23 protein-coding genes are annotated in these 26,135 nt (G+C 65.5%); 13 read left to right on the top strand and 10 right to left on the bottom strand.

Annotation, left to right across the window (positions count from 1 at the left end):
- Window positions 1-4 precede the first annotated feature (4 nt).
- The 4 genes from pgk (at window position 5) to ppc (ending at window position 5,234) form a co-directional block, all read left to right on the top strand.
- A complete protein-coding gene (gene pgk, locus CH249_RS22165; RefSeq protein WP_094630019.1) occupies window positions 5-1,216 on the top strand; it encodes a phosphoglycerate kinase in 1,212 nt (403 codons plus the stop codon).
- Window positions 1,217-1,219: 3 nt separating this feature from the next.
- A complete protein-coding gene (gene tpiA, locus CH249_RS22160; RefSeq protein WP_032398008.1) occupies window positions 1,220-2,005 on the top strand; it encodes a triose-phosphate isomerase in 786 nt (261 codons plus the stop codon).
- A gap of 112 nt (window positions 2,006-2,117) precedes the next feature.
- Window positions 2,118-2,351, top strand: coding sequence for a preprotein translocase subunit SecG (secG, locus tag CH249_RS22155; RefSeq protein WP_032398009.1), 234 nt, complete (start codon window positions 2,118-2,120; stop codon window positions 2,349-2,351).
- A gap of 51 nt (window positions 2,352-2,402) precedes the next feature.
- Entirely contained in the window at window positions 2,403-5,234 is a 2,832-nt protein-coding gene (gene ppc / locus CH249_RS22150; protein WP_094682796.1) for a phosphoenolpyruvate carboxylase, read from the top strand.
- Window positions 5,235-5,457: 223 nt separating this feature from the next.
- On the opposite strand, the gene pgl is transcribed toward ppc, so the two are convergent.
- From pgl to tkt, 5 genes are read right to left on the bottom strand one after another with little or no spacing between them, the layout of a single operon-like run.
- Window positions 5,458-6,204 carry a 6-phosphogluconolactonase gene (gene pgl, locus CH249_RS22145; RefSeq protein ID WP_032398011.1) on the bottom strand — a complete coding sequence of 249 codons (747 nt, stop codon included), beginning with the start codon at window positions 6,202-6,204 and terminating at the stop codon, window positions 5,458-5,460.
- Entirely contained in the window at window positions 6,197-7,105 is a 909-nt protein-coding gene (gene opcA, locus CH249_RS22140; RefSeq protein WP_176459282.1) for a glucose-6-phosphate dehydrogenase assembly protein OpcA, read from the bottom strand. Before opcA ends, pgl begins: the two co-directional genes overlap by 8 nt.
- Window positions 7,102-8,658, bottom strand: coding sequence for a glucose-6-phosphate dehydrogenase (gene zwf / locus CH249_RS22135; RefSeq protein ID WP_032398013.1), 1,557 nt, complete (start codon window positions 8,656-8,658; stop codon window positions 7,102-7,104). Before zwf ends, opcA begins: the two co-directional genes overlap by 4 nt.
- 6 nt (window positions 8,659-8,664) lie before the next feature.
- Window positions 8,665-9,789 carry a transaldolase gene (gene tal / locus CH249_RS22130; protein ID WP_094630016.1) on the bottom strand — a complete coding sequence of 375 codons (1,125 nt, stop codon included), beginning with the start codon at window positions 9,787-9,789 and terminating at the stop codon, window positions 8,665-8,667.
- A gap of 3 nt (window positions 9,790-9,792) precedes the next feature.
- Window positions 9,793-11,892, bottom strand: coding sequence for a transketolase (gene tkt, locus CH249_RS22125; protein ID WP_094630015.1), 2,100 nt, complete (start codon window positions 11,890-11,892; stop codon window positions 9,793-9,795).
- Between the two features lie 409 nt (window positions 11,893-12,301).
- Here tkt and CH249_RS22120 point away from each other — a divergent pair, with 409 nt between their 5' ends.
- Complete coding sequence (locus CH249_RS22120; RefSeq protein ID WP_045199760.1) at window positions 12,302-13,309, top strand: heme o synthase; 1,008 nt, start codon at window positions 12,302-12,304, stop codon at window positions 13,307-13,309.
- A 23-nt stretch (window positions 13,310-13,332) separates the two neighbouring features.
- On the opposite strand, the gene CH249_RS22115 is transcribed toward CH249_RS22120, so the two are convergent.
- On the bottom strand, window positions 13,333-14,298 hold the full coding sequence (locus tag CH249_RS22115) for a quinone oxidoreductase (RefSeq protein WP_032398016.1): 966 nt from the start codon (window positions 14,296-14,298) through the stop codon (window positions 13,333-13,335).
- Between the two features lie 135 nt (window positions 14,299-14,433).
- Between CH249_RS22115 and CH249_RS22110 the strand changes: the two genes are divergently transcribed.
- Window positions 14,434-14,805 (top strand): hypothetical protein, encoded by a 372-nt coding sequence (locus CH249_RS22110; protein WP_045195275.1) that lies wholly within the window; start codon window positions 14,434-14,436, stop codon window positions 14,803-14,805.
- A 139-nt stretch (window positions 14,806-14,944) separates the two neighbouring features.
- Here CH249_RS22110 and CH249_RS22105 read toward each other — a convergent pair whose 3' ends face one another.
- From CH249_RS22105 to mptB, 4 genes are all read right to left on the bottom strand, one after another.
- Window positions 14,945-15,931, bottom strand: coding sequence for a heme A synthase (locus tag CH249_RS22105; RefSeq protein WP_094647938.1), 987 nt, complete (start codon window positions 15,929-15,931; stop codon window positions 14,945-14,947).
- A 72-nt stretch (window positions 15,932-16,003) separates the two neighbouring features.
- Window positions 16,004-16,798 carry an ABC transporter permease gene (locus tag CH249_RS22100; RefSeq protein WP_371828407.1) on the bottom strand — a complete coding sequence of 265 codons (795 nt, stop codon included), beginning with the start codon at window positions 16,796-16,798 and terminating at the stop codon, window positions 16,004-16,006.
- 2 nt (window positions 16,799-16,800) lie between these two features.
- Window positions 16,801-17,745 carry an ABC transporter ATP-binding protein gene (locus CH249_RS22095; RefSeq protein ID WP_179272737.1) on the bottom strand — a complete coding sequence of 315 codons (945 nt, stop codon included), beginning with the start codon at window positions 17,743-17,745 and terminating at the stop codon, window positions 16,801-16,803.
- Window positions 17,742-19,394, bottom strand: coding sequence for a polyprenol phosphomannose-dependent alpha 1,6 mannosyltransferase MptB (mptB, locus tag CH249_RS22090; protein ID WP_094648016.1), 1,653 nt, complete (start codon window positions 19,392-19,394; stop codon window positions 17,742-17,744). The genes CH249_RS22095 and mptB overlap by 4 nt, the downstream gene beginning before the upstream one ends.
- 336 nt (window positions 19,395-19,730) lie before the next feature.
- Between mptB and CH249_RS22085 the strand changes: the two genes are divergently transcribed.
- The 7 genes from CH249_RS22085 to CH249_RS22055 are packed head-to-tail and all read left to right on the top strand — an operon-like array spanning window position 19,731 to window position 26,135.
- The gene (locus CH249_RS22085) at window positions 19,731-20,477 is read left to right on the top strand and encodes a metalloregulator ArsR/SmtB family transcription factor (protein ID WP_317810418.1); all 747 of its coding nucleotides are present in this window, start codon (window positions 19,731-19,733) and stop codon (window positions 20,475-20,477) included.
- A complete protein-coding gene (sufB, locus tag CH249_RS22080; protein WP_032398021.1) occupies window positions 20,474-21,919 on the top strand; it encodes a Fe-S cluster assembly protein SufB in 1,446 nt (481 codons plus the stop codon). The genes CH249_RS22085 and sufB overlap by 4 nt, the downstream gene beginning before the upstream one ends.
- 24 nt (window positions 21,920-21,943) lie before the next feature.
- Window positions 21,944-23,134 carry a Fe-S cluster assembly protein SufD gene (sufD, locus tag CH249_RS22075; protein ID WP_094630100.1) on the top strand — a complete coding sequence of 397 codons (1,191 nt, stop codon included), beginning with the start codon at window positions 21,944-21,946 and terminating at the stop codon, window positions 23,132-23,134.
- Between the two features lie 42 nt (window positions 23,135-23,176).
- Complete coding sequence (gene sufC, locus CH249_RS22070) at window positions 23,177-23,953, top strand: Fe-S cluster assembly ATPase SufC (RefSeq protein WP_032398023.1); 777 nt, start codon at window positions 23,177-23,179, stop codon at window positions 23,951-23,953.
- A 2-nt stretch (window positions 23,954-23,955) separates the two neighbouring features.
- Window positions 23,956-25,248 (top strand): cysteine desulfurase, encoded by a 1,293-nt coding sequence (locus CH249_RS22065; RefSeq protein ID WP_094682795.1) that lies wholly within the window; start codon window positions 23,956-23,958, stop codon window positions 25,246-25,248.
- Window positions 25,249-25,740: a Fe-S cluster assembly sulfur transfer protein SufU gene (gene sufU / locus CH249_RS22060; RefSeq protein WP_094630012.1), complete on the top strand. Its 492-nt coding sequence runs from the start codon at window positions 25,249-25,251 to the stop codon at window positions 25,738-25,740.
- 2 nt (window positions 25,741-25,742) lie between these two features.
- Window positions 25,743-26,135, top strand: coding sequence for a metal-sulfur cluster assembly factor (locus CH249_RS22055; RefSeq protein ID WP_094682924.1), 393 nt, complete (start codon window positions 25,743-25,745; stop codon window positions 26,133-26,135).

Here is a 26,135-nt window from a genome sequence, read left to right as displayed (position 1 = left end):
ACCGATGGCTGTCAAGACACTGCAGGATCTGCTCGATGCCGGTGTCGAAGGCCGTGGCGTCCTCGTGCGATCGGACTTCAATGTCCCGCTCGAGGACGGCACGATCACCGATCCCGGCCGTATCCAGGCGTCGATCCCGACTCTAGAGGCTCTGGTCGAGGCCGGTGCCAAGGTCATCGTCACCGCGCATCTCGGTCGTCCCGACGGTAAGCCCGACGCGAAGTACAGCCTGGCTCCGGTCGCCGCGAAACTCGGCGAGCTGCTCGGACGCCATGTTCAGCTCGCGGGCGACGTCGTGGGTCAGGACGCCGAGGCTCGCGCCGAGGGTCTGACGGACGGCGACGTGCTGCTGCTCGAGAACATTCGCTTCGATCCGCGCGAGACCAGCAAGGACGAGTCCGAGCGAGCTGCCCTGGCTCGCGAGCTGGTGGCTCTGGCCGGCGACGACGCGGCGTTCGTTTCCGACGGATTCGGCGTCGTGCACCGCAAGCAGGCGTCGGTCTACGACGTGGCGCAGCTGCTGCCCCATTACGCGGGCACCCTCGTCGCTGCCGAGGTCGAGGTGCTGGCCAAGCTCACCGAGGACGCTGCGCGTCCGTACGCGGTTGTGCTCGGCGGCTCCAAGGTCTCGGACAAGCTCGGCGTCATCGAGGCGTTGGCCCCCAAGGTCGACACCCTCGTGATCGGCGGCGGCATGGCGTTCACCTTCCTTGCCGCACAGGGATATTCGGTCGGCAACTCGTTGCTGCAGGAGGATCAGATCGGGGTCTGCAAGGACCTGCTCGAGCGCTTCGGCGACGTGATCCACCTGCCCGTCGACATCGTCGTCGGAGACAAGTTCGCGGCGGACGCCGAGGCGAAGACCGTCAAGGCGTCCGAAATTCCGGACGGCTGGATGGGCCTGGACATCGGACCCGACTCGGTCAGTCGTTTCGCTGTCGTGCTCTCGAATGCGAAGACCGTCTTCTGGAACGGACCGGCAGGAGTGTTCGAGTTCGACAAGTTCTCGGCCGGCACCAAGGGCATCGCGGAAGCGATCATCAAAGCCACCGAGAAGGGCGCGTTCAGCGTCGTCGGTGGCGGCGACTCCGCGGCTGCGGTGCGCACCCTCGGACTGCCCGACGACGGCTTCTCGCACATCTCCACCGGCGGCGGTGCATCCCTCGAATACCTCGAAGGCAAGCAGCTCCCCGGCCTATCCGTCCTGGAGGCGTAACGCATGGCACGTAAGCCGCTCATCGCGGGCAACTGGAAGATGAACCTCAACCACCTCGAGGCCATCTCGCTGGTGCAGAAGATCGCATTCTCGTTGCCCGAGAAGTATTTCGACAAGGTCGACGTCACGGTGATCCCGCCGTTCACCGACATCCGGAGCGTCCAGACTCTGGTCGAGGGCGACAAGCTCCTGCTCACCTACGGTGCGCAGGACGTCTCGTCCGAGGACAAGGGTGCGTTCACCGGCGAGATCAGCGGATCGATGCTGGCCAAGCTGGGGTGCACCTTCGTCGTCGTCGGTCACTCCGAACGACGCACGTTGCACAACGAGGACGACGCCGTCGTTCTCGCCAAGACGAAGGCGGCGCTGAAGAACGGACTGACTCCGATCGTGTGCATCGGCGAGGGTCTGAACATCCGCGAGGCGGGCGAGCACGTGGCCTACAACGTCGCGCAGCTCCGCGGGTCACTCGACGGACTGTCGGCCGAGGACATCTCGAAGGTCGTCATCGCCTACGAGCCGGTGTGGGCGATCGGAACCGGCCGGGTCGCGTCCGCGTCGGACGCTCAGGAAGTGTGCGGTGCCATCCGCGAGGAGTTGAAGTCGCTCTCCTCGGGCGAGGTCGCCGCGGGTGTGCGCGTGCTCTACGGCGGATCGGTCAACGCCAAGAACGTCGGCGAGATCGTCGGTCAGCCCGATGTCGACGGCGCACTGGTCGGTGGCGCTTCGCTCAAGGCCGACGAGTTCGCCACGTTGTCGGCCATCGCTGCAGGAGGACCCCTGCCCTGATCGGCAACGCTACGACGAACGGTTTTCGGGCACCTCGCTTCGGCGGGGTGTCCGAAGCCGTTCACGGGGCCAGGTAGGCTGCTGAAGGCATCGAATCGAGTTTGAGGTGGACATGGATCTGTTTCTGGATATTCTGCTGGTCATCACCAGCCTGGCACTGATCTTGCTGATCCTGCTGCATCGCGGCAAGGGCGGCGGATTGTCCAGCCTGTTCGGTGGCGGAGTGCAGTCCAGCCTCTCCGGTTCGACCGTCGTCGAGAAGAATCTCGATCGCCTCACGGTCTTCACCGGCATCATCTGGCTCATCGCCATCCTCGGTATCGGTCTGGAGATCAAGTACACCTGATCGAATTCGGCTCCGAGTGCGAGTTGGTGACGGAGCGACGATACTGGGTGGATGAGCGAATCCTCCTACGAGTCAGTCGGTTCCCCAGCCTTCGTCCCACCGACAGCTCAGGGTCGAGAGTTGACAGAGCCTCTCCGTGAGGACATCCGCTATCTCGGCGGTATCTTGGGCGAGATCATTCGCGAGCACGAGGGCGAGGACGTCTTCGACCTGATCGAGGCAGCGCGCGTCGAATCCTTCGCGGTACGCAGATCCGAGATCGAGCGTGACGATTCGGTCGGACGTTACACCGATGTGGAAGTGGCACAGGCAGTTCCACTGATTCGCGCGTTCAGTCACTTCTCGCTGCTGGCCAATCTCGCCGAGGACCTGCACCGCGAACGTCGCCGCGCGATTCACCTCGACCGCCAGGATCCGCCGCAGGACAGCAGCCTCGACGCCACCTGGCTCAAGATCGATGCCGCGGCACCGTCGCGCGAGCAGGTGGCAGCCGCTCTCACCGATGCGTTGGTCGCCCCGGTGATCACAGCGCACCCCACCGAGACACGTCGACGGACCATCTTCGACGTGCAATCGAAGATCACCGAGCTGATGCGTCGCCGCGATGTCGCCGTTGCGGCGGTCGAGGGCAAGGCCGCCCGCGCGGCCAAGGAACTGGCCGCCATCGACGTGCAGATCCGCAGGCAGGTACTGACCCTGTGGGAGACAGCTCTGATTCGGTTGTCGCGGTTGCGAATTCAGGACGAGATCGAGGTCGGCCTCCGTTACTTCGAGTCGTCTCTGTTCGACGTCATGCCTGCCCTCAATGCGGATGTGCGTGCCGCGCTGCGCGCACGGTGGCCCGAGGACGATCTTCTGCCGCGCCCCATCCTTCGCCCCGGTTCCTGGATCGGCGGCGACCGCGACGGCAATCCGAACGTCACCGCCGACGTGGTGCACACTGCGACACATCAGGCGGGTTACGTAGCGTTCGAGCACTACCTGGACGAGCTGGTCGCGCTGGAGAAGGAACTGTCGATGTCCGCGCGCCTGGTGGATGTCACCGAGGAGCTCGCGGCTCTGGCCGGCGCATCGGCCGAACCGGACGACCGCCGATCGGACGAACCGTATCGGGTCGCGGTGGTCGGCATCCGGGCTCGGCTCACCGCCACCGCCGAGGCGGTGCTCGACGCCGTACCGGTCTCCGGCATCGACCTCGGAGCGCAGAAGTACGACGGCCCGCAGGACATCCTCGACGACCTCGACGTCATCGACCGGGCACTTCGTGCGGACGGTGACGCGTTGATCGCCGACGATCGACTGCTCCGGCTTCGACAGTCGGTCGAGACGTTCGGATTCCATCTGCAGGCGTTGGACATGCGGCAGAACTCGGAGACCCACGAAGAGGTGGTCGCCGAGCTGCTGGCCTGGGCCGTTGTTCACCCCGACTACGTGTCCCTCGGCGAGGACGAGCGGGTGTCGGTGCTGTCGCGGGAACTCGCGACCAGGCGGCCGCTCGTCGGCCCCAACGCGCAGCTCAGTGAGCTCGCGACGAAGGAACTGGGCATCGTCAGGGCGGCCAAGGAGGCCATCGACCACTTGGGCCCCGACACCATCCAGAACTACATCATCAGCATGTGCCAGTCGGTCAGCGACATGCTCGAAGCGGCGTTGCTGCTCAAGGAGGCAGGCATCTTCGACCCCGGCACCGACGGTTCGGCACCGACCTCGACCGTCGGTGTCGTTCCGCTGTTCGAGACCATCGAGGACCTCCAGCAGGGCGCGGCGACTCTGCTGGCCACGCTCGACGTTCCGATCTACCGCGCGCTGGTCGCCGGTCGCGGCATGAACCAGGAAGTCATGCTCGGGTACTCCGACTCGAACAAGGACGGTGGATACCTCGCGGCCAACTGGGCGCTGTATCGCGCCGAGTTGGATCTACTCGAGGCATCGCGCAAGACGGGGATCCGGTTGCGGCTCTTCCACGGTCGCGGTGGCACGGTCGGCCGCGGCGGCGGTCCGAGCTACGACGCGATCCTGGCGCAGCCGCCCGGTGTGGTGCAGGGATCCCTGCGTCTGACCGAGCAGGGCGAGATCATCGCAGCGAAGTACGCGGAGCCGTCCTTGGCGCGACGAAACCTCGAGTCCCTGGTTGCCGGAACTCTCGAATCGACTCTGCTCGACGTCGAGGGCCTCGGTGACGGTGCCGAAGCCGCGTACGACATTCTGGACGATCTGGCCGCCAAGGCACGCGCAGCGTACGGCCGTCTGGTGCACGAGGAGCCAGGTTTCGTCGAGTACTTCCGAACGTCGACTCCCGTTGCCGAGGTAGGGGAGCTGAACATCGGCTCCCGTCCGGCATCGCGGAAGCCGACCAACTCGGTGTACGACCTGCGTGCCATTCCCTGGGTGATGTCGTGGAGTCAGTGCCGCGTGATGTTGCCCGGGTGGTACGGAACGGGATCGGCGTTCGAGGAGTGGGTCGGCGACGACGATTCCAGGCTCGAGGTGCTGACCGACCTCTACCGGAAGTGGCCGTTCTTCCAGACGGTTCTGTCCAACCTCGCGCAGGTCATGGCCAAGTCCGATCTGGGCATCGCGGCTCGCTACGCCGAGTTGGTTCCCGACGCCGATCTCCGGGCTCGTATCTTCGGCATGATCGAGGCCGAGCACGCCACGACGGTGCGGATGTACCTGAAGATCACCGGTCACAGTCGACTGCTCGAAGACAATCCGTCTCTCGAACGCTCCGTGCACAACCGATTCCCGTACCTCGAGCCGCTCAATCAGATGCAGGTCGAGATGCTCCGGCGCTACCGAAACGGGGACGACGACGAACGCGTCAAGCGAGGAATCCTGCTGACGATGAACGGTCTCGCGACGGCACTGCGCAACAGCGGCTGACCCGCACGAGGGGCGCGGAACCGGTCGGCGGTGAGAAGCGTCCAACGAGGTATGAGGCAGTGCAGCAACGACACCGATGCCTGGCGCGACGGATCCGCCTACCGTGCGAACGGTAGGCGGATCGATCGCTCGACATCAGGACGTGTTCGGTGCGCCGGCGACTACGACGATGCGTGGCCGGGACGTGACCCCGACGCAGTCGAACCGGACTAACTCCGGGCTCTCACACCGTGTCCAGCTTGGACGCTGCGCCGGTATCGAGGAACCAGACCGTCGATTCGGTGCCCAGTGCTCCGGCCGACGGGACGTCGTCGGGATCGGCCCCGCCCACCGCAGCAGCGACGGCATCGGCCTTGTTCGCTCCCGAGACGAGCAACCACACGTGCTGCGCGCGGCGGACCGCAGGCAGCGTCAGTGTGATGCGCACCGGTGGGGGCTTGGGGGAGTCCTCGACCGCCACGACGAAGCGATGCTGTTCGCGCACCGCATCGGTGTGGGGGAAAAGTGAATTGATGTGGCCTTCGCCGCCCATGCCGAGCAGATGGACGTCGAACCGAGGCGTCGGCTCGCCTTCGGATCCGGAATGCAGGATCTGTGCGTACGTTGCCGCGGCAACTTCGGGGTCGCTTCCGTGTGGTCCGTCGGATGCGGCCATCCGGAACACCCGATCCGGATGGACATCGACGTGATCGAGCAGCGCCTCCGAGGCCTGAACTTCGTTGCGCTCGGGATCGCCCGAGGGCAGGAAGCGTTCGTCACCGAAGTAGACGTCCACTCTGCCCCAGTCGATCGAGCCGGAGTCCGAGCGCAGCGCCTCCAGCAATGCGATTCCTGTGCCACCGCCGGTCAGCACCACCGACGCAGATCCTCGCTCGGCCTGCGCGGCGGTGATCACGTCGACGAAGCGCGATCGCGCTGCGTCGACAAGGGCTTGCGCGTCCAGGTACTGGAGTACCGATGTCTTACTCATAGCTCACTTTCGACAGTCCGTTCAAGGCGAGTTCGTAGATCTCGTCCGTGTCGAGTCTGCGCAGTTCCTCGGCGAGGCACTCGCGCGTGTTGCGCCGCGCCAGTGCGACTTCGGCGTCGGGCTGACCGGTACGCCGCAGGGTTGCGGTCTTACCGGTCTGCGGTCGCGTCAGCGAGATGCTGCTGTTCTCCCGGATCAGCTCGACTTTCAGCTCACCCGCACGGCGGTGGACCGGCACGTCCAGCTTCGCGGCCAGCCAACCGGCAAGGATGTCGAGTGCGGGCTCCTCGGCCAGTCCCGACACCGTGGCCGAGACGACAGCCTCGTACGGAGCCTGGTCGAGCGCGGTGGCCAACAGGCCACGCCAGTACGTGATGCGACTCCAGGAGAGATCGGTGTCGCCCTCGGTGTAGCTGCTGAGCCGTCCCTTGATCGTCGCGGTGGTGTCGGGGGAGTTCGTGGCATCGGTGATGCGTCGAATCGCCAAGCGCCCCAACGGATCCTTCGCCGGAACGGTCGGTGCCTCGTCCGGCCACCAGGCCACGATCGGGGTATCGGGCAGCAGGAACGGGATGACGACACTGTGTTCGTGGTCGGCGAGTTCGCCGTTCAGGCGCAACACGACGACCTCCGATGCACCGGCGTCGCCGCCCACCCGGATCTGCGCGTCGAGGCTCGACTCGGCCGACCGATCTCCGTGGATGAGCACGATGACGCGGCACGGATGCTCACGGCTCGCCTCGTTCGCCGCGTCGATCGCTCGTTCGGCCTTGGCCGGATCACGGCTGGCCACGATCAGAGTCAGCACTCGGCCGATGGTCACCGCACCGCCTGCTTCGCGCACCTCCACCAACTTCTTGCCGACCTCGGCCGTCGTCGTGGCGGGGATGTCGACAATCACGGTCTTCTCCATTCGCGTCCGGTGCGGTGCATCATCTCGTCACCCGAGGAGGGCCCCCAGGTACCGGCTTCGTACGGTTCCGCGGTGCCGCCGGAGGCCCAGAACTCCAAGATCGGATCGAGGATCTTCCACGACAGTTCCACCTCGGCATTGACCGGGAACAACGACGGCTCGCCGAGCAGCACGTCGAGGATGAGTCGTTCGTAGGCCTCGGGGGAGGATTCGGTGAACGCCTGGCCGTAGCTGAAGTCCATGCTGACGTCGCGCACCTGCATGCTCGAACCCGGCACCTTGGAGCCGAACCGCATCGTCACGCCCTCGTCGGGCTGGACTCGGATCACCAACGCATTCTGACCGAGTTCCTCGGTCATGGTGGCGTCGAACGGCAGGTGCGGGGCGCGTTTGAACACCATCGCGATCTCGGTGACTCGGCGCCCGAGTGCCTTGCCGGTACGGAGATAGAAGGGCACCCCACCCCATCGCCGCGTATCCACCTCGAGGGTGATGGCGGCGTAGGTTTCGGTGTTCGACTCGGAGTCGAACCCTTCTTCCTCCTTGAGCCCCTTCACTTTCTGGCTGCCCTGCCACCCCGCGGTGTACTGACCGCGCGCCGATGTTCGATCGAGTGGCTCGGCGAGTTTGGTCGCCGAGAGCACCTTGATCTTCTCCGACTGCAGCTCCTTGGGGTTGAAGCTGACCGGCTCCTCCATCGCGGTGATGGCGAGGAGCTGCAGAAGGTGGTTCTGGATGACGTCGCGGGCGGCACCGATTCCGTCGTAATACCCTGCGCGACCACCCAATCCGATGTCCTCGGCCATCGTGATCTGAACGTGGTCGACGTAGTGCGCATTCCAGATCGGATCGAACAACTGGTTCGCGAAGCGCAGTGCGAGGATGTTCTGCACCGTCTCCTTGCCCAGGTAGTGATCGATGCGAAACACGGTGTCCTCGGGGAACACTCGGTTGACGACGGCATTGAGCTCTTTCGCGCTCTGCAGGTCGTGGCCGAACGGCTTCTCGATCACCACACGTCGCCAGTTGCCGTCCTCGCCCTGCGCCAGACCGGACCGAGACAGCTGCTCGAGAACGACGGGAAAGGCGCTGGGCGGAATGGACAGGTAGAAGGCGTGATTGCCGCCGGTACCGCGGGTCTCGTCGAGTTCGGTCAGTGTCCGCGACAGCTCGTCGAACGCCGCGTCGTCGTCGAACGTGCCCTGGACGAACCGGAATCCCTCGGCGAGGGTGTTCCAGACCTCCTCGCTGAACGGGGTGCGCGCGTGATCGCGCACGGAATCGTGCACGATCTTCGCGAAGTCCTGGTTCTGCCATTCCCGACGGGCGAAGCCGACCAAGGCGAAACCGGGGGGTAGAAGCCCCCGGTTCGCCAGGTCGTACACCGCAGGCATGAGCTTCTTACGCGCGAGATCGCCGGTCACTCCGAAGATGACCATGCTGCACGGGCCCGCTATGCGGGGGAGCCGCTTGTCCCGCGCGTCGCGGAGTGGGTTGACCCAGTCCGCGGAGTGGAGAGGTTCGGTTTCTGCGGTGGGCACAGTCGGTCAGCTCTTCTGACCTGCTTGGCGAAGCTGCTCGCCGGTGGCTTCGAGCAACTCGTTCCAGGCCGCCTCGAACTTCTGGACGCCTTCGTTCTCCAACGTCAGGAAGACGTCGGTGATGTCGATCCCGAGTGCCGAGATGCGGTCGAAGATCTCCTGCGATTCCGGTCCCTTGCCCGATACGGTGTCGCCGACGATCTCGCCGTGATCGGCAACCGCGTCCATGGTCTTCTCCGGCATCGTGTTCACCGTGTTCGGTGAGACGAGCTCGGTGACGTACATGGTGTCGGGGTAGGCGTCGGACTTCACGCCGGTCGACGCCCACAACGGACGCTGCGGGCGTGCGCCACTGCCGACGAGCTCGCGGAACCGAGGGGCCACCTCGAAGATCTGCTGGTACGCCACGTACGCCAGACGAGCGTTGGCCAGAGCGGCCTTGCCCTTGAGTGCCTCGGCATCAGGGGTACCGATTGCATCGAGACGGGAATCGATCTCGCTGTCGACGCGGGAGACGAAGAACGACGCGACCGAGTGGATCTTGTCGAGGTCGTGGCCGGCCGCACGCGCCTTCTCCAGACCGTCGAGGTAGGCGTTCATCACCAGCTCGTAGCGTTCGACGGAGAAGATGAGCGTGACGTTGACGCTGATGCCCTCGCCGATCACCTTGGCGATAGCGGGAATCCCCTCCTCGGTCGCCGGGATCTTGATCAGCAGATTCGGACGGTCGACGATCTTCCACAGTTCGACGGCCTGCTCGTACGTCTTGTCGGCGTCGTGTGCCACGCGCGGATCGACCTCGATGGACACGCGGCCGTCGACGCCTGCACTTGCCTCGTATTGAGGCATCAGGATGTCGCAGGCCTCGCGAACGTCGTCCGTGGTGACCGTGCGGATGGTGGTCTCGACGTCGGCACCTTCACCGGCGAGCTTGTTCACCTGCTCGTCGTACGCCTCGCCCTTGCTCAGGGCCGCCTGGAAGATCGACGGGTTGGTGGTCACTCCGACGACACTTTTCGTGTCGATGAGGTCCTGGAGGTTGCCCGAGCGGATGCGATCACGGGAGAGGTCGTCCAGCCATACCGAGATTCCGGCGGCGGAGAGTTCTGCAAGATTCTTGTTCTGGGTCATGAATTATCCCTTCACATTGGTGATGGAGCGCTGTGCGGCTGCCGTGACGGCCTCGGCCGTGAAGCCGAACTCGCGGAAAAGTGTTGCAGCGTCGGCAGATTCGCCGTAGTGCTCGAGCGAGATGATCTCGCCGAAGCCGCCGACGATCTTCCACCACGGCATCGCGATGCCGGCTTCGATCGACACCCGGGCCTTGACGGTGGGCGGGATCACCTGGTCGCGGTAGTTCTGATCCTGGCTCTCGAACCACTCGACGCACGGCATCGAGACGACGCGGGCGGCGATGCCCTGCGCCTCGAGCTGCTTCTGTGCCTCCACGGCGTACTGCAGCTCGGAACCGGTACCGATCAGCACGACGTCGGGGGTCGCCTTGGACGACTCGACGAGGATGTATCCGCCCTTGGAGACGCCCTCGTAGCTGGTGCCCTCGAGAATCGGGATGCCCTGACGCGTGAGCGCAAGGCCGACGGGTCCGCTGCTGCTGGACCTGGCCAACACTGCCTGCCATGCGAACGCGGTTTCGTTGGCGTCGCCGGGGCGTACCACCGAGAGGTTGGGGATGGCCCGCAGCGCGGCGAGATGCTCGACCGGCTGGTGCGTCGGGCCGTCCTCACCGAGGCCGATGGAATCGTGGGTCCACACGTAGATGGGGTCGATGTCCATGAGTGACGCGAGCCGGACCGCAGGCCGCATGTAATCGCTGAACTGCATGAACGTGCCGCCGTACGCACGCGTCGGGCCGTGCATCACGATGCCCGACAGAATCGCGCCCATCGCATGCTCACGGATACCGAAGTGCAGGGTGCGGCCGTACGGCTCGGCGTCCCAGTCGTCGGTGGAGATGGACGTGGGGCCGAAGGACTTCGCACCCTTGATCGTCGTGTTGTTGCTGCCTGCGAGGTCGGCCGAGCCGCCCCACAGTTCCGGCAGAACCGGTCCGACGGCATTGAGGACCTCACCCGAGGCGGCACGCGTGGCGACGGCCTTGCTACCGGGCTCCCAGGTGGGTAGAACGTCGGTCCAGTTCTCGGGCAACGTGCCCTGGGTGAGGCGATCGAGCAGCTTCTTGCGCTCGGGCTCGCGGGCGGCCCAGGCGTCGAACTGGACGGTCCACTCGGCGTGGGCCTTGCGGCCGCGCTCCTGCAGCTTGCGGGTGTGGCCGATGACCTCGTCGGTGACCTCGAACGTCTTGGCCGGGTCGAAATCGAGGGCCTGCTTGACCTTCGCGATCTCCTCGTCGCCCAGTGCGGCACCGTGGACTGCGCCGGTGTTCATCATGGTGGGGGCCGGGAAGCCGATGATGGTACGCAGCACGATGATCGACGGCTTGTCGGTGACGGCCTTGGCAGCCTCGACGGCTTCTTCGATCGCGGTGACGTTCTCGCCGCCTTCGACCACCTGTACGTGCCAGCCGTAGGCCTCGTAGCGCGCGGCCGTGTTCTCGGAGAGAGCGATGTCGGTGGAGTGCTCGATGGAGATCTTGTTGTCGTCGTAGAACAGGATCAGGTTGCCGAGCTGCTGAGTACCGGCCAACGACGACGCCTCGGACGTCACGCCTTCTTCGATGTCTCCGTCGGAGGCGATCACGTAGATGTAGTGATCGAACGGGCTCTCACCGAGTGCGGGCTCGGGATCGAACAGACCGCGCTCGCGCCGCGCCGCCATGGCCATGCCCACGGCGGAGGCGAGTCCCTGACCGAGCGGGCCGGTGGTGATCTCGACACCGTCGGTGTGGCGGAACTCGGGGTGTCCGGGAGTCTTCGACTTGTAGGTGCGCAGTGCCTCGATGTCGGCGAGCTCGAGACCGAAGCCGCCCAAGTACAGCTGCAGGTAGAGAGTCAGGCTCGAGTGCCCGCACGAGAGCACGAACCGGTCGCGGCCGATCCAGTGCGTGTCGGTGGGGTCGTGACGCATGGTGCGCTGAAAGAGGGTGTAGGCGAGGGGAGCCAGGCTCATCGCGGTTCCGGGGTGGCCGTTGCCGACCTTCTGCACTGCGTCCGCTGCCAGAACACGAACGGTGTCGACCGCTCGGGTGTCCAGGTCCGTCCAGTCGCTCGGGTGGTGCGCCGTGGTGAGGACGTCAATATCGTCTGTGATCGACACGAGCAGAAATCTCCTGACATTCGTTCGAGTTGTGGCTCCGGGGAATCGTCGCCCGGCGGCGACTGCAATGCGCCTGGGTGGAGCACGCATGTGGTCGGTGCCGAAGGACGTCCTCCACCAGCCTAGTTCTGTCCGACCCTACTGTCGTGCCTTCCCCCGGGCGATTGCGCGCGGGTTACTCGTAGGCGACGTATTCCTCACTTTGGGTGCCCTGCGAATTGGAGGTGCAAACCCCGCCGTCTACCATCGGTCGTAGTAGGCGCACGGTCGTCGGCTCCCGCGGTTGTGGTCGCGGAGTTGCGCGTGCGCGCAGGCGCCGAAGTGTCGCCGTCGAGAGACAACCCGCGTGCCGGTGGCGCGTGAGCAAGTGGCCGAGCGCCAGAGAACGACAGTCGTGCGAGGAGACGCAGTGCGAATTGGGCAGCAGCCGGGCGGACACGGTTTCGCCGGCGGCCCCGGATTCGGAGCAGACGAGACAGGTGAGCCGACGCAGGCCGCGCCGGCAACGTCCGCCCCACGTAGAGCATTCGCACTCTTTCTTGCGTATGTCGCGCTCACGAAGCCCCGGGTCATCGAACTCCTCCTCGTCACGACCATTCCGGCGATGTTGCTGGCCGACCGGGGAAACGTCGATCCGTGGCTGATCCTCACCACCCTCTTCGGCGGAATGCTGGCCGCGGCCAGTGCCAACACGCTGAACATGGTGGTCGACGCAGACATCGACAAGGTGATGAAGCGCACCGAGAAGCGCCCGCTCGCCCGCGGTGCCATGCCCGTCTCGCACGCGCTGATCTTCGGGCTCGTACTCGGTGTGTTCTCGTTCTTCTGGCTGTGGGCCACCACGAATCTGCTCAGCGGTGTTCTCGCCGTCGTCACCATCTGCTTCTACATTTTCGTCTACACGCTGGTGCTCAAGCGGCGCACCTCGCAGAACGTGGTGTGGGGTGGCGCGGCCGGTTGCATGCCGGTGATGATCGGCTGGTCCGCTGTGACCGGCACGATCGGGTGGCAGGCTCTGGTGATGTTCCTGGTCATCTTCCTGTGGACGCCGCCGCACACCTGGGCGCTCATGCTCCGCTACAAGGAGGACTACCAGGCGGCCAACGTACCGATGCTGCCTGCGGTCGCGTCGGAGACGAAGGTCACCAAGCACATCGTGCTGTATGCGTGGGCCACCGTTGCCGCGACACTTGCGTTGGCACCGGGCTCGGGCATCGTCTACGCGGCCGTCGCCGTGGCGTCGGGAGTGTGGTTTCTCGTCGTCGCACACCGCCTGTACGCAGGCGTGCGAGCGGGAACTCCGGTCAAGCCACTGAAGCTGTTCATCCTCTCCAACGAATACCTGGCACTGGTGTTCTGCGGCTTGGCCGTCGACTCGGTCCTCGGCTGGCAGACGCTCGCCCAGCTTCTCTCCTGAGCGAGCGTCACCCGACGGATCGGTCAGGGAACGAGCACGATCGATCCCGTCGTTCGGCGTGACTCCAGATCGATGTGGGCCTGCGCGGCGTCCTCCAGCGCGTATCGAGCGCCGACCTCGACCGTGAGCGCGCCACGCGATATCGCCCCGAACACATCTCCGGCCCGCCACTCGAGCTCGGCCCGGTCCCGTATGTGGTGGGCGAGTGTCGGCCTGGTGAGGAACAGCGATCCTGCGCCGTTCAACCTCTGCGGGTCCAGGGGCGGGACCGGACCGCTCGCCGCTCCGAACAGGGCCAACGTCCCTCTGATCCGTAACGACGCCAGACTTGCCTCGAACGTGTCGGCACCGACGCCGTCGTACACCGCATGGACACCCTCGCCGTCGGTGATCTCGCGCACGCGAGCAGCGATGTCCTCTTCGTAGCGCAACACGTGGGCGGCACCGGCCTGCGCGGACCGCTCGGCCTTCGCATCCGTGGAGACCGTGGTGATGACGTTCACTCCCTTCGCCACCGCCATCTGCGTCAGCAACAGTCCGACGCCACCTGCGCCGGCGTGCACGAGGACGGTGTCACCCTGCTGGGCCGGGTAGGTGGATTCGATCAGGTAGTGCGCCGTCATACCCTGCAGCAGCGCCGAGGCGGCCTGATCGGCAGGAACGCCCTCGGGAACCGCGATGGCCGACGAGGCGTCGACCAGTACGTATTCCGCGTAGCTGCCCGGCGCTGCGGCCCAGGCGACGCGCTGTCCCGGTGCGAAGTCGGTGACGTCCGTTCCGACCTGTTCGATCACCCCGGATCCCTCGTCGCCGGGAACGTACGGCAGCGCGCGTGGATACAGACCGCGTCGAAAGTACGTGTCGATGTAGTTGATGCCGACGGCCTCGATCCGGACCAGTAGTTGAGCCGGTCCCGGCGTCGGTATCGGAATGTCGACGACGTTCATGACCTCGGGTCCGCCGGTGTTGTCTATTCGAATGGCACGCATGAGACCGTTCTACACGGGCGCGTCACACTCGGGTACACGGATCCGGGTAACACACGCACGCGGCCGAAGTTACCGATCAGTAACGACTCGACGGGTGGATGCTGGCGACGCGGACGGCCTCGGTATCGTGTCGGCATGGCTACCGAAATCGACAGCGCGGGCATCGAGAAGAACGAGTCGAACGAGGTTCCGAAGGGAACACTCGCGGCCGTGAAGAGCTTTCTCGCCGACCACGGCAACTCCGCCAACGTGGTGATCCAGCCGATCGGTCGAGCAGGAACTCGGCTCACCATGGTCGGTGCCGACGGCGTACTGGGCGACCAGGTGGTGGCGACGACCGCCATCGCCCGCGCGATCGTCGACGGTCTCGACCAGTTGACCGAGGCCGAATGGGACCGCGAGCTGGTCAGTTCGGTCAATCCGGCCCCCGGACACTACGAGAAGATGGCCGGGTGGGTGGCCGGTCAGAAGAAGTTCCCGAAGGCGCGCAACCAGGCGATCGTCTGAGCGGAGAAAACTGCGGAAATTCCTTCGATCCGGCGGGAACCATCTCGGTACCCGATGCGTCGAAGTCAGTGGAGGGGCAGTCGGCCATCTGAGGGGGAGGCCCGCTGCCCCTCCACCCTGTTCGAAGCTCGACCGATCGTCACGAGCGAACTGCGACGTCCTCGGTGGTCTCGACCGTCTCGGTCGCCACCGGGCCGCGAGTGCGGCAGGCCGCCCAGACTGCAGCGGTGGCGGCGGTACATCCGCCCGCACCGGCCACGTGGAAGGCGACGAGCACGGCCGGAACCCCGGTGAAGTACTGCACCAGTCCGATAAGAGACTGCGCCAGCACCAGGCCGATCAGGACGTTGAGTCGGAACGTGACCGCCTTCGGCGCACGAACCGCATACAGCGCGAATGCCAATCCGACGAGCAGGGCCAGGTAGCCGACCAGGAACTGAGAGTGTGCGTGCACCAGCGTCACGATCTCGATACCGAGACGCGGTACCGGTTCCTCGATGCTCTTGTCGCCCGCGTGCGGGCCGGCTCCGGTCACCATGGTGCCCGCGATCAGCACGCCCGTCAGAGCGATCCCGGACAGCCCCGTCAGCGCTCGCAGAGCACCCGGCACCGTCGGCGTGGACTCGGCCGGCGCATCGCTCTCGCCGACCTTGGCGTACAGCAACGTGGCCAGCCACACCATGGCCATCGAGACGACGAGGTGAACGGCTACCGTCCACCACAGCAGTCCGGTCAGCACCGTGAATCCGCCGATCACGGCCTGTACGACGGTACCGAGCGGCATCAGCCACGCGAAGAACAGCACTTCCCGACGCCGCCGTGCCCTGGTGACGGCGATGACGACCGCGGCGGCCGCGAGAACGACCACGAACGTGAGCAGACGGTTGCCGAACTCCACGGCCTGGTGCAGAACGGGGACCTCGGACACCCCGACGGGAGTGAAGCTACCGGGAAAGCACTGCGGCCACGTGGGGCACCCGAGTCCGGAACCGGTGACACGAACGACGGCGCCGGTGACAGCGATGCCACCCTGCGTCAGGATCGCAATGAATGCCAGCACCCGCTGCACTCGAAGCGAGGGCACGGGCAGGATATCGACGACGCGCAAGAACGCTCTGTACAGCACCCCTCGATGGTAAACGCCGATCAACTACACAGCGTCGTTGGGTGGCGAGCGTCGTTGGGTGGCGAGCCCCGCTCAGGTGAACTTGAACGTGCGTACCGCGAGGGTGCCGCACACCGCAGCCCACACCAGCAGTACGACCACACCGAAGATGTCGAAGGACGAGGACACACCTCTGCTCAGTGCCTCACCGAGCGCGCCGGACGGCACGATGCGTGCGACGTTCTGCAGTCCCTGGGGGATCTGGTCGTCCACGAACACCGCGCTGCCGATGCCGAGCATCACGAACCAGGCGATGTTCGCCAGCGCCAACACGATCTCGGCGCGCAGGGTGCCGCCGAGCAGCAGTCCCATCGACGCGAAGGTGACGGTTCCCAGAGCGATGATGACGGCCCCGAGCAACAGACCCGTCGCGCTCGGGCGCCATCCGAGAGCGACGCCGATCGAGCCGAGCAGAATCGATTGCAGAATCACCACGATCACCACGGCGGCGGATTTGCCGCCGATGATGCCCCACCGCGGAAGGGGTGTCGCCCCGAGTCTCTTGAGCGCGCCGTAGCGGCGATCGAAGCCGACAGCGATCGCCTGGCCGGTGAACGCCGTCGACATGATGGCCACCATCATCACGGCCGGGACGACGCGGGCCACTCGGTCGGCACCGAGTTCGCCGAAGGGCAGCAGGGTCAATCCGATCAGCAGGGTGATCGGGATGAACATCGTCAGCAGCAACTGTTCACCGTTGCGCAGCAACAACTTCAGTTCGAGGCGGGTCTGTGCGAGCAGCATCCGCGCAGCCGAGGCGGGCTGCGGGCGAGGCGCGAACAGGCCTGTCTCGAATCGGTTGTCGGCGAGCCGGGCTTCTCTGCGCACGGTCACTTCCTCAATTCTCTGCCGGTCAGTTCGAGGAACACGTCCTCGAGGCGGCGCTGGTCGACCTGCAATTCGGTGGCCAACACGTCCTGCTGTGCGCACCAGGACGTGACGATCACCAGAATCTGCGGCTCGATCACACCGGAGACCACATAGGAGCCTGGCGCCGGTTCCGACGGTACGTAACCCGGGGGGAGTGCCGCGTCGAGCATGGACAGTTCGAGTCCCGGGGGTGCGGTGAAGCGCAGTTGGCCCTCGGCACCCTGCTTGGTCAGCTCGGAGGGTGTGCCCGAGGCGACGACGCGGCCGTTGTCGATGATCGTCAGCCGATCCGCGAGCTGCTCGGCCTCGTCCATCAGATGTGTCGTGAGCAGTACGCCGACACCGTCGCGGCGCAGGGCGTCGATCAATTCCCACACCAGCAGCCGGGCCTGGGCGTCGAGCCCGGCGGTCGGTTCGTCGAGGAACACCAGTTCGGGCCGCCCGACGATGGCGCAGGCCAGAGCCAGCCGCTGCTGTTGCCCACCGGAGAGCCGCCGGTACGGGGTGCGGACGGCAGAGGTCAGGCCGAGGCAGTCGAGCAGCCACGCCGGGTCGAGGGGGTCGGCCGAGTACGAGGCGACGAGTTGGAGCATCTCGCCTGCCTTGGAACCGGGGTACGCACCTCCGCCCTGGAGCATGACGCCGATGCGTGGCCTCAGCTGCGCCGACTGCGCCACGGGGTCCAGTCCGAGGACCCGGACCGAGCCGCTGTCCGGCACGACGAACCCCTCGCACATCTCGACGGTGGTGGTCTTTCCTGCTCCGTTGGGGCCCAGCAGCGCGAGAACCTCGCCGGGGCCGATGTTCAGGCTCAGTCCGTCGACGGCACTGACACCGTCGTACGACTTGCGTACGTCGGTCAGCTGTACGACAGGTTGCGCCGCGTCGGACGTCCCGGAGATCACGAGGACTCAGCGTATTCGTCGTCGCTGCGGTCGCGTTCCGGTGGTCCGGTGCGGATGGGCCACGGCATCCGGTTTCGCGTGAGCAGATAGAGCACCGCGATCGTCAGGATGGTCACGACGGCGGCCTGCACGATCTGGAACGGTTGGTACTCACTGCCGTTCGGCATGAGGATCACGCTCACCAACGACGAGAAGGCGATGGCCGGACGCCGGAACGAGGGAGTCGTGGCCCACGCGGCCAGCGGAATCACCGCCCACAGCAGGTACCAGGGTTGCACCACCGGGAACAACAGGACGACGGCACCGAGCGCGACGCCGAGTGCGCCGACCGGATGCAGGCGGCCGCGCAGAACGGCGATCAGCATGCGGACGACGATGATTCCTGCGACGACGGCAGCGATCGGGCGAGTGAGACCCAACACAGCGGTGGTGTGGTCGCCGAGACCCAGCAGCACACCGACGAATCCGGTACCGAGACCGAGGATCGTGGGAATCGACATCCAGCTGCGCACCACCCCCGCGGTCCCCAGAGTGTTGATCCAGCCGAAGCCCAGCCCGCTACCCAGGCTCACGGCGACCTGGACCACGACGGCGATCGAGCCGAGCAACAGTGCCGCGTACATCACGGATCTGAGGGTCCCGCCCCATCGCCTCGACAGTGCCATCCCCACGAAGCCGAGCGCGATGAGCGAGGGAATCTTGATCGCAGACGACAGCGCGATCAGGCCTGCTCCGCCGACGAGGAATGCGATATCGGTGCTGCGCAAAGGACCCGCGCGCTCGATCGCGCGAAGGGCCAGTTCGGTACCGGCCAGCATGAGCCCGATCATCAGGGCCTCGTTGTGGATACCGGCGACCAGGTGGAACAGCAGCAGCGGGTTCGCGGCACCGAGCCACAGTGCCGTGACCGACGCGACCCCACAGCGTCGGGCGAGACGTGGCAGCGACCAAACGATCAGCGCTACGCCCACCAGCGCAAGCAGACGATGGAGGAAAATGCCTGCGACGATGTTCTCACCGGTCAAGTACGTGATTCCACGCCCCATCCACAGGAACAGCGGACCGTAGGGTGCCGGGGTCTCCCGCCAGATGTTGGGAACCGTTCGGGTCAGCACGTTGTCGGCCCCGAGTGCATCGACCGGACCGACCTCGTACGGGTCGAGTCCGCGTGCGGTGATCTCGCTCTGGGCGAGGTACGAGTAGACATCGCGCGAGAACATCGGCGGTGCCACACTCAACGGCAGGATCCACAGCAGCAGTGTGCGGTCCATCTGGGAACGAGTGAGCCGACGTGGGGTGGTTCCCGACCGTGTGCGTCCCAACGCGAATCTTCCCAACAGCAACCACGCGAGCACCACGATGACGGTTCCGGTCATCGTGACGGTCAGTGCGGTGGTCGCCATTCGGGACGGCAAGCTCAGCAGTCGGACACCCGCGATCGGGTTCTGCAGCACCGGCTGCGCGCCCGCGCCGAGGGCACCGATCGCCATCAGCAGCGCACCCGCGGCACCGAAACGACGGATGTTCCTGAGTTGGTTCGTCTCCGAGGGGTTCAGCCCCGGTGCCTCCTGCTCGTCTCCGTGCAGGGTGGCGACCGCCCCGCCGGGAGGCGTCGGTTCCAGGCCGATGACTCGACGGGCGGGGACCACGACGAACCGCTGGACGAGCGCGCCCGGGGTGGACTTCGATGTGCCGGATGCCGAGGAGAACTCGGAACCGCTCGCGGAAGGTGAGCTCTCGGAACTGGGCTCACTGTCGGTCGATGGCACAGTGGGAGCGTAGCTGTGCACTCGCGCACGGCCTGCACCGTGCTCCATCCGCAGGCACGGCATCGGCCACGTCGTCGGACGAGCGCCCTGCATAGGGCACCCTTGCTGGACCGGGTCCCGCAATTCCGTCACACTGGTGTTGTGAAAACAACCGAGAGCTCGCTCGTGCGTCCGGGAAGTGTCGAGTCTTCGGCGTCCGGCGCAGGCGTTTCGTCGGTGCGACCCACGTCGGCCCCCGAGGGGCAGACGCGGAGCGCTGTGGTCACTCTGCTGCTGGAAGAGGGCCCCATCACCGCCTCCGACATCGGTACTCGGCTGGGGTTGAGCGCTGCGGGTGTCCGACGTCACCTGGACGCACTCATCGACGCGGGCGAGGCCCGCATCACCACCCCCGCAGGTGCTCGGCAACGTGGCCGGGGCCGACCGGCCAAGCATTTCCAGCTCACCGCAGCCGGGCGCAACCGTCTCGGCCACACCTACGACGATCTTGCCGGTGCCGCCATGCGGCAGCTGCGCAAGATCGGGGGAGACGCGGCAATCGAGACATTCGCTCGGCAACGCGTCAACACCATCGTGGCCGACGTGGAGCCTGCGACGGGATCCGATGCGCATGCCGTGGAGGACGCCGCCGACCGAATCGCCGACGCGTTCAGCGCGGCCGGATTCTCGGCCACCACCCGTCAGGTGGGCAACGGTGTGCAGATCTGCCAGCACCACTGCCCGGTGTCGCACGTCGCCTCCGAGTTTCCGGAGCTGTGCGAGGCCGAGCAGACCGCGTTCGCCGAGATCCTCGGCACGCACGTGCAGCGTTTGGCGACCATCGCCAACGGTAATTGCGCGTGTACGACGCACGTACCGCTGTCACCGACGCGGTACTCGAACACCGATAGTTCCGACAAGAAGACTCCCGACGCGCAGCCCCGTGTCGGAGAACGCCCACGCCTCCGGAAGGAGCCCGCATGACCGTCACACCAGACCAGGTGACACCCACCGCGCCGCTGACCCAGGACGAGACCATCGCCTCGCTCGGCACCTACGGATACGGCTGGGCCGACTCGGACGTAGCAGGTGAAAGCGCCAAGCGCGGTCTCTCCGAGGCCGTCGTCCGCGACATCTCGCAGAAGAAGAGCGAGCCCGAGTGGATGCTCGAGGCGCGCCTCAAGGCGCTCAAGACGTTCGAGCGCAAGCCGATGCCGAACTGGGGTTCCGACCTCGACGGCATCGATTTCGACAACATCAAGTACTTCGTGCGGTCCAGCGAGAAGCAGGCTGCAACGTGGGAAGACCTGCCCGAGGACATCAAGAACACGTACGACAAGCTCGGCATCCCCGAGGCGGAGAAGCAGCGCCTCGTCTCCGGTGTCGCCGCCCAGTACGAGTCCGAGGTCGTCTACCACTCGATCCGTGAGGACCTCGAGGCTCAGGGAGTGTTGTTCCTCGACACCGACACCGCCCTCAAGGAGCAGCCGGAGCTGTTCCGCGAGTACTTCGGAACCGTCATCCCCGCAGGCGACAACAAGTTCTCCGCACTGAACACCGCGGTGTGGTCCGGTGGATCGTTCATCTACATCCCGCCGGGCGTCCACGTGGACATCCCGCTGCAGGCCTACTTCCGGATCAACACCGAGAACATGGGTCAGTTCGAGCGCACGCTGATCATCGTCGACGAGGGTGCCTACGTGCACTACGTCGAAGGTTGCACCGCGCCGATCTACAAGTCGGACTCGCTGCACTCCGCCGTGGTGGAGATCATCGTCAAGAAGGGTGGTCGTTGCCGCTACACGACCATCCAGAACTGGTCGAACAACGTCTACAACCTCGTCACCAAGCGCGCCAAGGCCGAGGCAGGCGCAACGATGGAGTGGGTCGACGGCAACATCGGCTCCAAGGTCACCATGAAGTACCCGGCCGTCTGGATGACCGGTGAGTACGCCAAGGGCGAGGTTCTCTCGGTCGCGTTCGCAGGCCCGGACCAGCACCAGGACACCGGCTCGAAGATGTTGCACCTGGCACCGCACACGTCGTCGAACATCGTCAGCAAGTCCGTCGCTCGCGGCGGCGGCCGGACGTCGTACCGCGGTCTGATCCAGATCAACAAGGGTGCGCACGGTTCGCGTTCGACGGTCAAGTGCGACGCGTTGCTCGTCGACACGATCAGTCGTTCCGACACCTACCCGTACGTCGACATCCGCGAGGACGACGTCTCGATGGGCCACGAGGCCACCGTCTCGAAGGTCAGCGACGATCAGTTGTTCTACCTGATGAGCCGCGGCATGACCGAGGACGAGGCGATGGCGATGGTCGTGCGCGGCTTCGTCGAGCCGATCGCTCGCGAACTGCCGATGGAATACGCGCTCGAGCTCAACCGGCTCATCGAGCTGCAGATGGAAGGGTCGGTCGGATAAGTGAACAACCCCCTCACCGGAGTGATGGGTGCCGTGGCATCCGAAAACCCCGAGTCGGCCAAGGAAGACAAGTCGAAGCTCGTCGTGAACAAGGGCGCTCAGTTCACGTCCTACGACGTGAATGCGTTCGAGATCCCGTCGGGTCGTGACGAGCTGTGGCGTTTCACGCCGCTGCGTCGGCTGCGCGGCCTGCACGACGGTTCCGCCGTCGCCGACGGGGCCGCTCAGGTCACCGTCGGCGCCCCGGAATCGGTGACCGTGGAGACCGTCGGGCGCGAGGACGAGCGACTGGGCAAGGCCGGCGTTCCTGCCGATCGTATTGCCGCTCAGGCATTCTCGGCGTTCACCGAGGCCACGATCGTCTCCGTGCCGAACGAAGTCGAGGTGGCCGATCCGATCGAGATCACCGTCGACGGTCCCGGTGTCGACCACGTCGCCTACGGTCACCTCCAGATCCGACTCGGCACGTTCGCTCGCGCCACCGTCGTGATCGACCAGCGAGGTAGTGGCACGTACGCCGAGAACATCGAGTTCGTTCTCGGTGACAGCTCGCAGTTGCACGTCGTGCTGATCCAGGACTGGCAGTCCGACGCCGTGCACGTGGCGGCACACCATGCACTCCTGGGACGCGACGCCGTGCTGCGGCACTACAACGTCAGTCTCGGCGGCGACCTGGTGCGCATCAGCCCGACCGTGCGCTACAGCGCGCCCGGTGGTGACGCCGACATGCTGGGTCTGTACTTCGCCGACGCGGGCCAGCACCTCGAGCAGCGTCTGCTCGTCGACCACTCGGCTCCGCACTGCAAGTCCAACGTCATGTACAAGGGCGCATTGCAGGGCGAAGTGGGCCCGGGCAAGCACGACGCGCACACCGTCTGGATCGGCGACGTTCTCATCCGCGCCGAGGCCGAGGGAACCGAGACCTACGAGCTCAACCGGAACCTGGTTCTCACCGACGGCGCGCGCGCCGATTCGGTACCGAACCTCGAGATCGAGACCGGGGAGATCGTCGGAGCAGGCCACGCCAGTGCCACCGGCCGTTTCGACGACGAGCAGCTGTTCTACCTGCGCGCTCGTGGCATCTCCGAGGAGGTCGCTCGCCGACTCGTCGTCCGCGGCTTCTTCCACGAGGTCATCGACAAGATTCCGGTCCCCGCCGTGCGCGAGCGCCTGGACGCTGCCATCGAGACCGAACTCGCCGTCGTCGGCGCGTAGGTCACACCCGAACCTTTCTCGACTGCACAAAGGAACTTTTTGATGTCCACACTCGAAATCCGCGATCTGCACGTCAGCGTCGCCAACTCCGACGCCACTGCGGAGCCCATCAACATCCTCAAGGGTGTCGACCTCACCGTGAAGTCGGGTGAGACGCACGCGATCATGGGTCCCAACGGTTCCGGCAAGTCGACCCTGTCCTACGCCATCGCCGGCCACCCGAAGTACACGGTGACCTCGGGCACCATCACCCTCGACGGTGAAGACGTGCTCGAGATGAGCGTCGACGAGCGTGCGCGCGCCGGCCTCTTCCTGGCGATGCAGTACCCGGTCGAGGTGCCGGGCGTGTCGATGTCGAACTTCCTCCGCACCGCCGCCACCGCCGTGCGCGGTGAGGCTCCGAAGCTGCGGCACTGGGTCAAGGAAGCCAAGACCGCGATGAGCGAGCTCGAGATCGAGGCGAACTTCCTCGAGCGCAACGTCAACGAGGGATTTTCCGGCGGCGAGAAGAAGCGTCACGAAATTCTTCAGCTGGGACTGCTCAAGCCCAAGATCGCCATCCTCGACGAGACCGACTCCGGCCTCGACGTCGACGCTCTGCGCGTGGTGTCCGAGGGTGTCAACAAGTACAAGGAGCGCGAAGACGGTGGAGTGCTGCTGATCACGCACTACACCCGCATTCTGCGCTACATCAAGCCCGACTTCGTCCACGTCTTCGTCAACGGTGAAATCGTGAAGTCCGGCGGTGCAGAGCTGGCCGACGAGCTCGAGGCCAACGGATACGCCGGCTACACGCAGGCCGCGACCACCGGAGCATGAGTATGGCTGCACCCGCAGCTGCGGCGGTGGCGGCATCGTTCGATGTCGCCACGGTTCGCCGCGACTTCCCCATCCTCTCGCGTACCGTGCGAGACGGTAAGCCGTTGGTGTATCTGGACTCCGGTGCCACCTCTCAGCGGCCCGTGCAGGTACTCGACGCCGAGCGTGAATTTCTGACCACGTGCAACGCCGCCGTACACCGCGGGGCGCATCAGTTGGCCGAAGAGGCCACCGATGCCTACGAGGGTGCGCGCGCCGTCATCGCGTCGTTCGTCGGTGCCGACGTCGACGAGATCGTGTTCACCAAGAACGCGACCGAGTCGCTCAACCTCGTGACGTACGTGCTTGCCGATCAGCGATTCGATCGCCACCTCGGTCCCGGCGACGAGATCGTCGTCACCGAACTCGAACACCACGCCAACCTCGTTCCGTGGCAGGAACTGGCAGCTCGAACCGGTGCCACGCTGCGCTGGTACGGCGTCACCGACGACGGCCGAATCGACCTCGACTCGCTCGAATTGTCCTCTGCCGTAAAGGTTCTCGCGTTCACGCATCAGTCCAACGTGACCGGCGCGGTCGCTCCGGTCGAGGAATTGGTGCGTCGGGCCAGGGCGGTGGGCGCACTCGTCGTCCTCGACGCATGCCAGTCGGTGCCGCACATGAAGGTCGATTTCCACGCGCTCGACGTCGACTACGCCGCGTTCTCCGGTCACAAGATGCTCGGTCCATCGGGGGTCGGCGTGTTGTACGCCAAGGCTGCACTCCTCGAAGCGATGCCTCCGTTCATCACCGGCGGTTCGATGATCGAGACCGTCACCATGGAGAAGACGACGTTCGCCGCGCCGCCGCAACGGTTCGAGGCCGGCGTTCCGATGACCTCGCAGGTCGTCGGACTCGGCGCAGCTGTGCACTACCTGGAGAACATCGGCATCGATGTCATCGCCGCGCACGAAAAGGCCTTGGTCGCAGCAACTCTCGCCGAGTTCGCGAAGATCGACGGTGTTCGCGTGATCGGACCGACGGAGAACGTCGACCGCGGTTCGGCGGTGTCGTTCGTGGTCGACGGCATTCATGCCCACGACCTCGGACAGATCCTGGACGACGAGGGGGTCGCCATCCGCGTCGGACATCACTGCGCGTGGCCCCTGCATCGTAGGTTCGGTGTGGCTGCGACAGCGCGCGCCTCGTTCGCGCTCTACAACACGGTCGAGGAAGTGCAGGTTCTGGCACAGGCGATTCGCCGCGCACAGTCGTTCTTCGGCACCACCGACAACGGCGGGGGAGGTCAGCGGTAGATGCGCATGGAACAGATGTACCAGGAAGTGATCCTCGATCACTACAAGCACCCGCACGGCCGTGGACTGCGCGAGCCCTTCGGTGCCGAGGTACACCACGTCAACCCCACCTGCGGCGACGAGGTGACACTGCGCGTGCAGATCGAGAACGGCACCGTCGCCGACGTCTCGTACGACGGCCAGGGCTGCTCGATCAGCCAGGCGGCGACATCGGTGCTCACCGACCAGGTTGTCGGCCTGAGCGTCGCCGATGCGTTGAAGACGGTCGACGCGTTCAGCGACATGGTCGGCAGCAGAGGTACCGTCGAAGGCGACGAGGACGTCATCGGTGACGGAATCGCGTTCGTCGGTGTGGCCAAATACCCGGCCCGTGTCAAGTGCGCCCTGCTGGGATGGATGGCTTTCAAGGACGCGGTTGTTCAGGTAGTGGACGCAGATTCGACAGTCACGACGGGCGAGACCGCCCAGTCGGCATTTTCCGGAGGACAGTGATCATGACGGATACAACAGATACGACCCAGTCAGCGGCGGAGACATCGGAGACCACTCCGGTGGCTCTGACCGCCGACGAGATCAAGGTGCTCGAGGACCTCGAAGAAGCGATGCGCGACGTCGTCGACCCCGAACTCGGGATCAACGTCGTCGACCTGGGACTGGTGTACGACATCAAGATCGACGCCGACGACATCGTCACGGTCGACATGACGCTGACGTCGGCGGCATGCCCGTTGACCGATGTCATCGAGGATCAGGCTCGCGGCGCGCTCGTGCGCAGCGGTCTGGCCGCCGACCTCAAGATCAACTGGGTCTGGATGCCGCCGTGGGGTCCGGACAAGATCACCGACGACGGTCGCGAGCAGCTCAGGGCCCTCGGCTTCACCGTCTGA

Origin of the sequence: Rhodococcus sp. 05-2255-3B1 (assembly GCF_002258545.1) — a bacterium.
In the GTDB taxonomy this organism is placed as follows: domain Bacteria; phylum Actinomycetota; class Actinomycetes; order Mycobacteriales; family Mycobacteriaceae; genus Rhodococcoides.
Note: the sequence above shows the minus strand (reverse complement) of the source record. Positions and strands in the feature narration are given on the sequence as shown.

Coding starts and splice junctions, on each gene's coding strand:
- pgk (WP_094630019.1), top strand. CDS start 5: ATGGCTGTCAAGACACTGCAGGATCTGCTCGATGCCGGTGTCGAAGGC.
- tpiA (WP_032398008.1), top strand. CDS start 1,220: ATGGCACGTAAGCCGCTCATCGCGGGCAACTGGAAGATGAACCTCAAC.
- secG (WP_032398009.1), top strand. CDS start 2,118: ATGGATCTGTTTCTGGATATTCTGCTGGTCATCACCAGCCTGGCACTG.
- ppc (WP_094682796.1), top strand. CDS start 2,403: ATGAGCGAATCCTCCTACGAGTCAGTCGGTTCCCCAGCCTTCGTCCCA.
- pgl (WP_032398011.1), bottom strand. CDS start 6,204: ATGAGTAAGACATCGGTACTCCAGTACCTGGACGCGCAAGCCCTTGTC.
- tal (WP_094630016.1), bottom strand. CDS start 9,789: ATGACCCAGAACAAGAATCTTGCAGAACTCTCCGCCGCCGGAATCTCG.
- CH249_RS22115 (WP_032398016.1), bottom strand. CDS start 14,298: ATGCGTGCCATTCGAATAGACAACACCGGCGGACCCGAGGTCATGAAC.
- CH249_RS22110 (WP_045195275.1), top strand. CDS start 14,434: ATGGCTACCGAAATCGACAGCGCGGGCATCGAGAAGAACGAGTCGAAC.
- sufB (WP_032398021.1), top strand. CDS start 20,474: ATGACCGTCACACCAGACCAGGTGACACCCACCGCGCCGCTGACCCAG.
- sufD (WP_094630100.1), top strand. CDS start 21,944: ATGGGTGCCGTGGCATCCGAAAACCCCGAGTCGGCCAAGGAAGACAAG.
- sufC (WP_032398023.1), top strand. CDS start 23,177: ATGTCCACACTCGAAATCCGCGATCTGCACGTCAGCGTCGCCAACTCC.
- CH249_RS22065 (WP_094682795.1), top strand. CDS start 23,956: ATGGCTGCACCCGCAGCTGCGGCGGTGGCGGCATCGTTCGATGTCGCC.
- sufU (WP_094630012.1), top strand. CDS start 25,249: ATGCGCATGGAACAGATGTACCAGGAAGTGATCCTCGATCACTACAAG.
- CH249_RS22055 (WP_094682924.1), top strand. CDS start 25,743: ATGACGGATACAACAGATACGACCCAGTCAGCGGCGGAGACATCGGAG.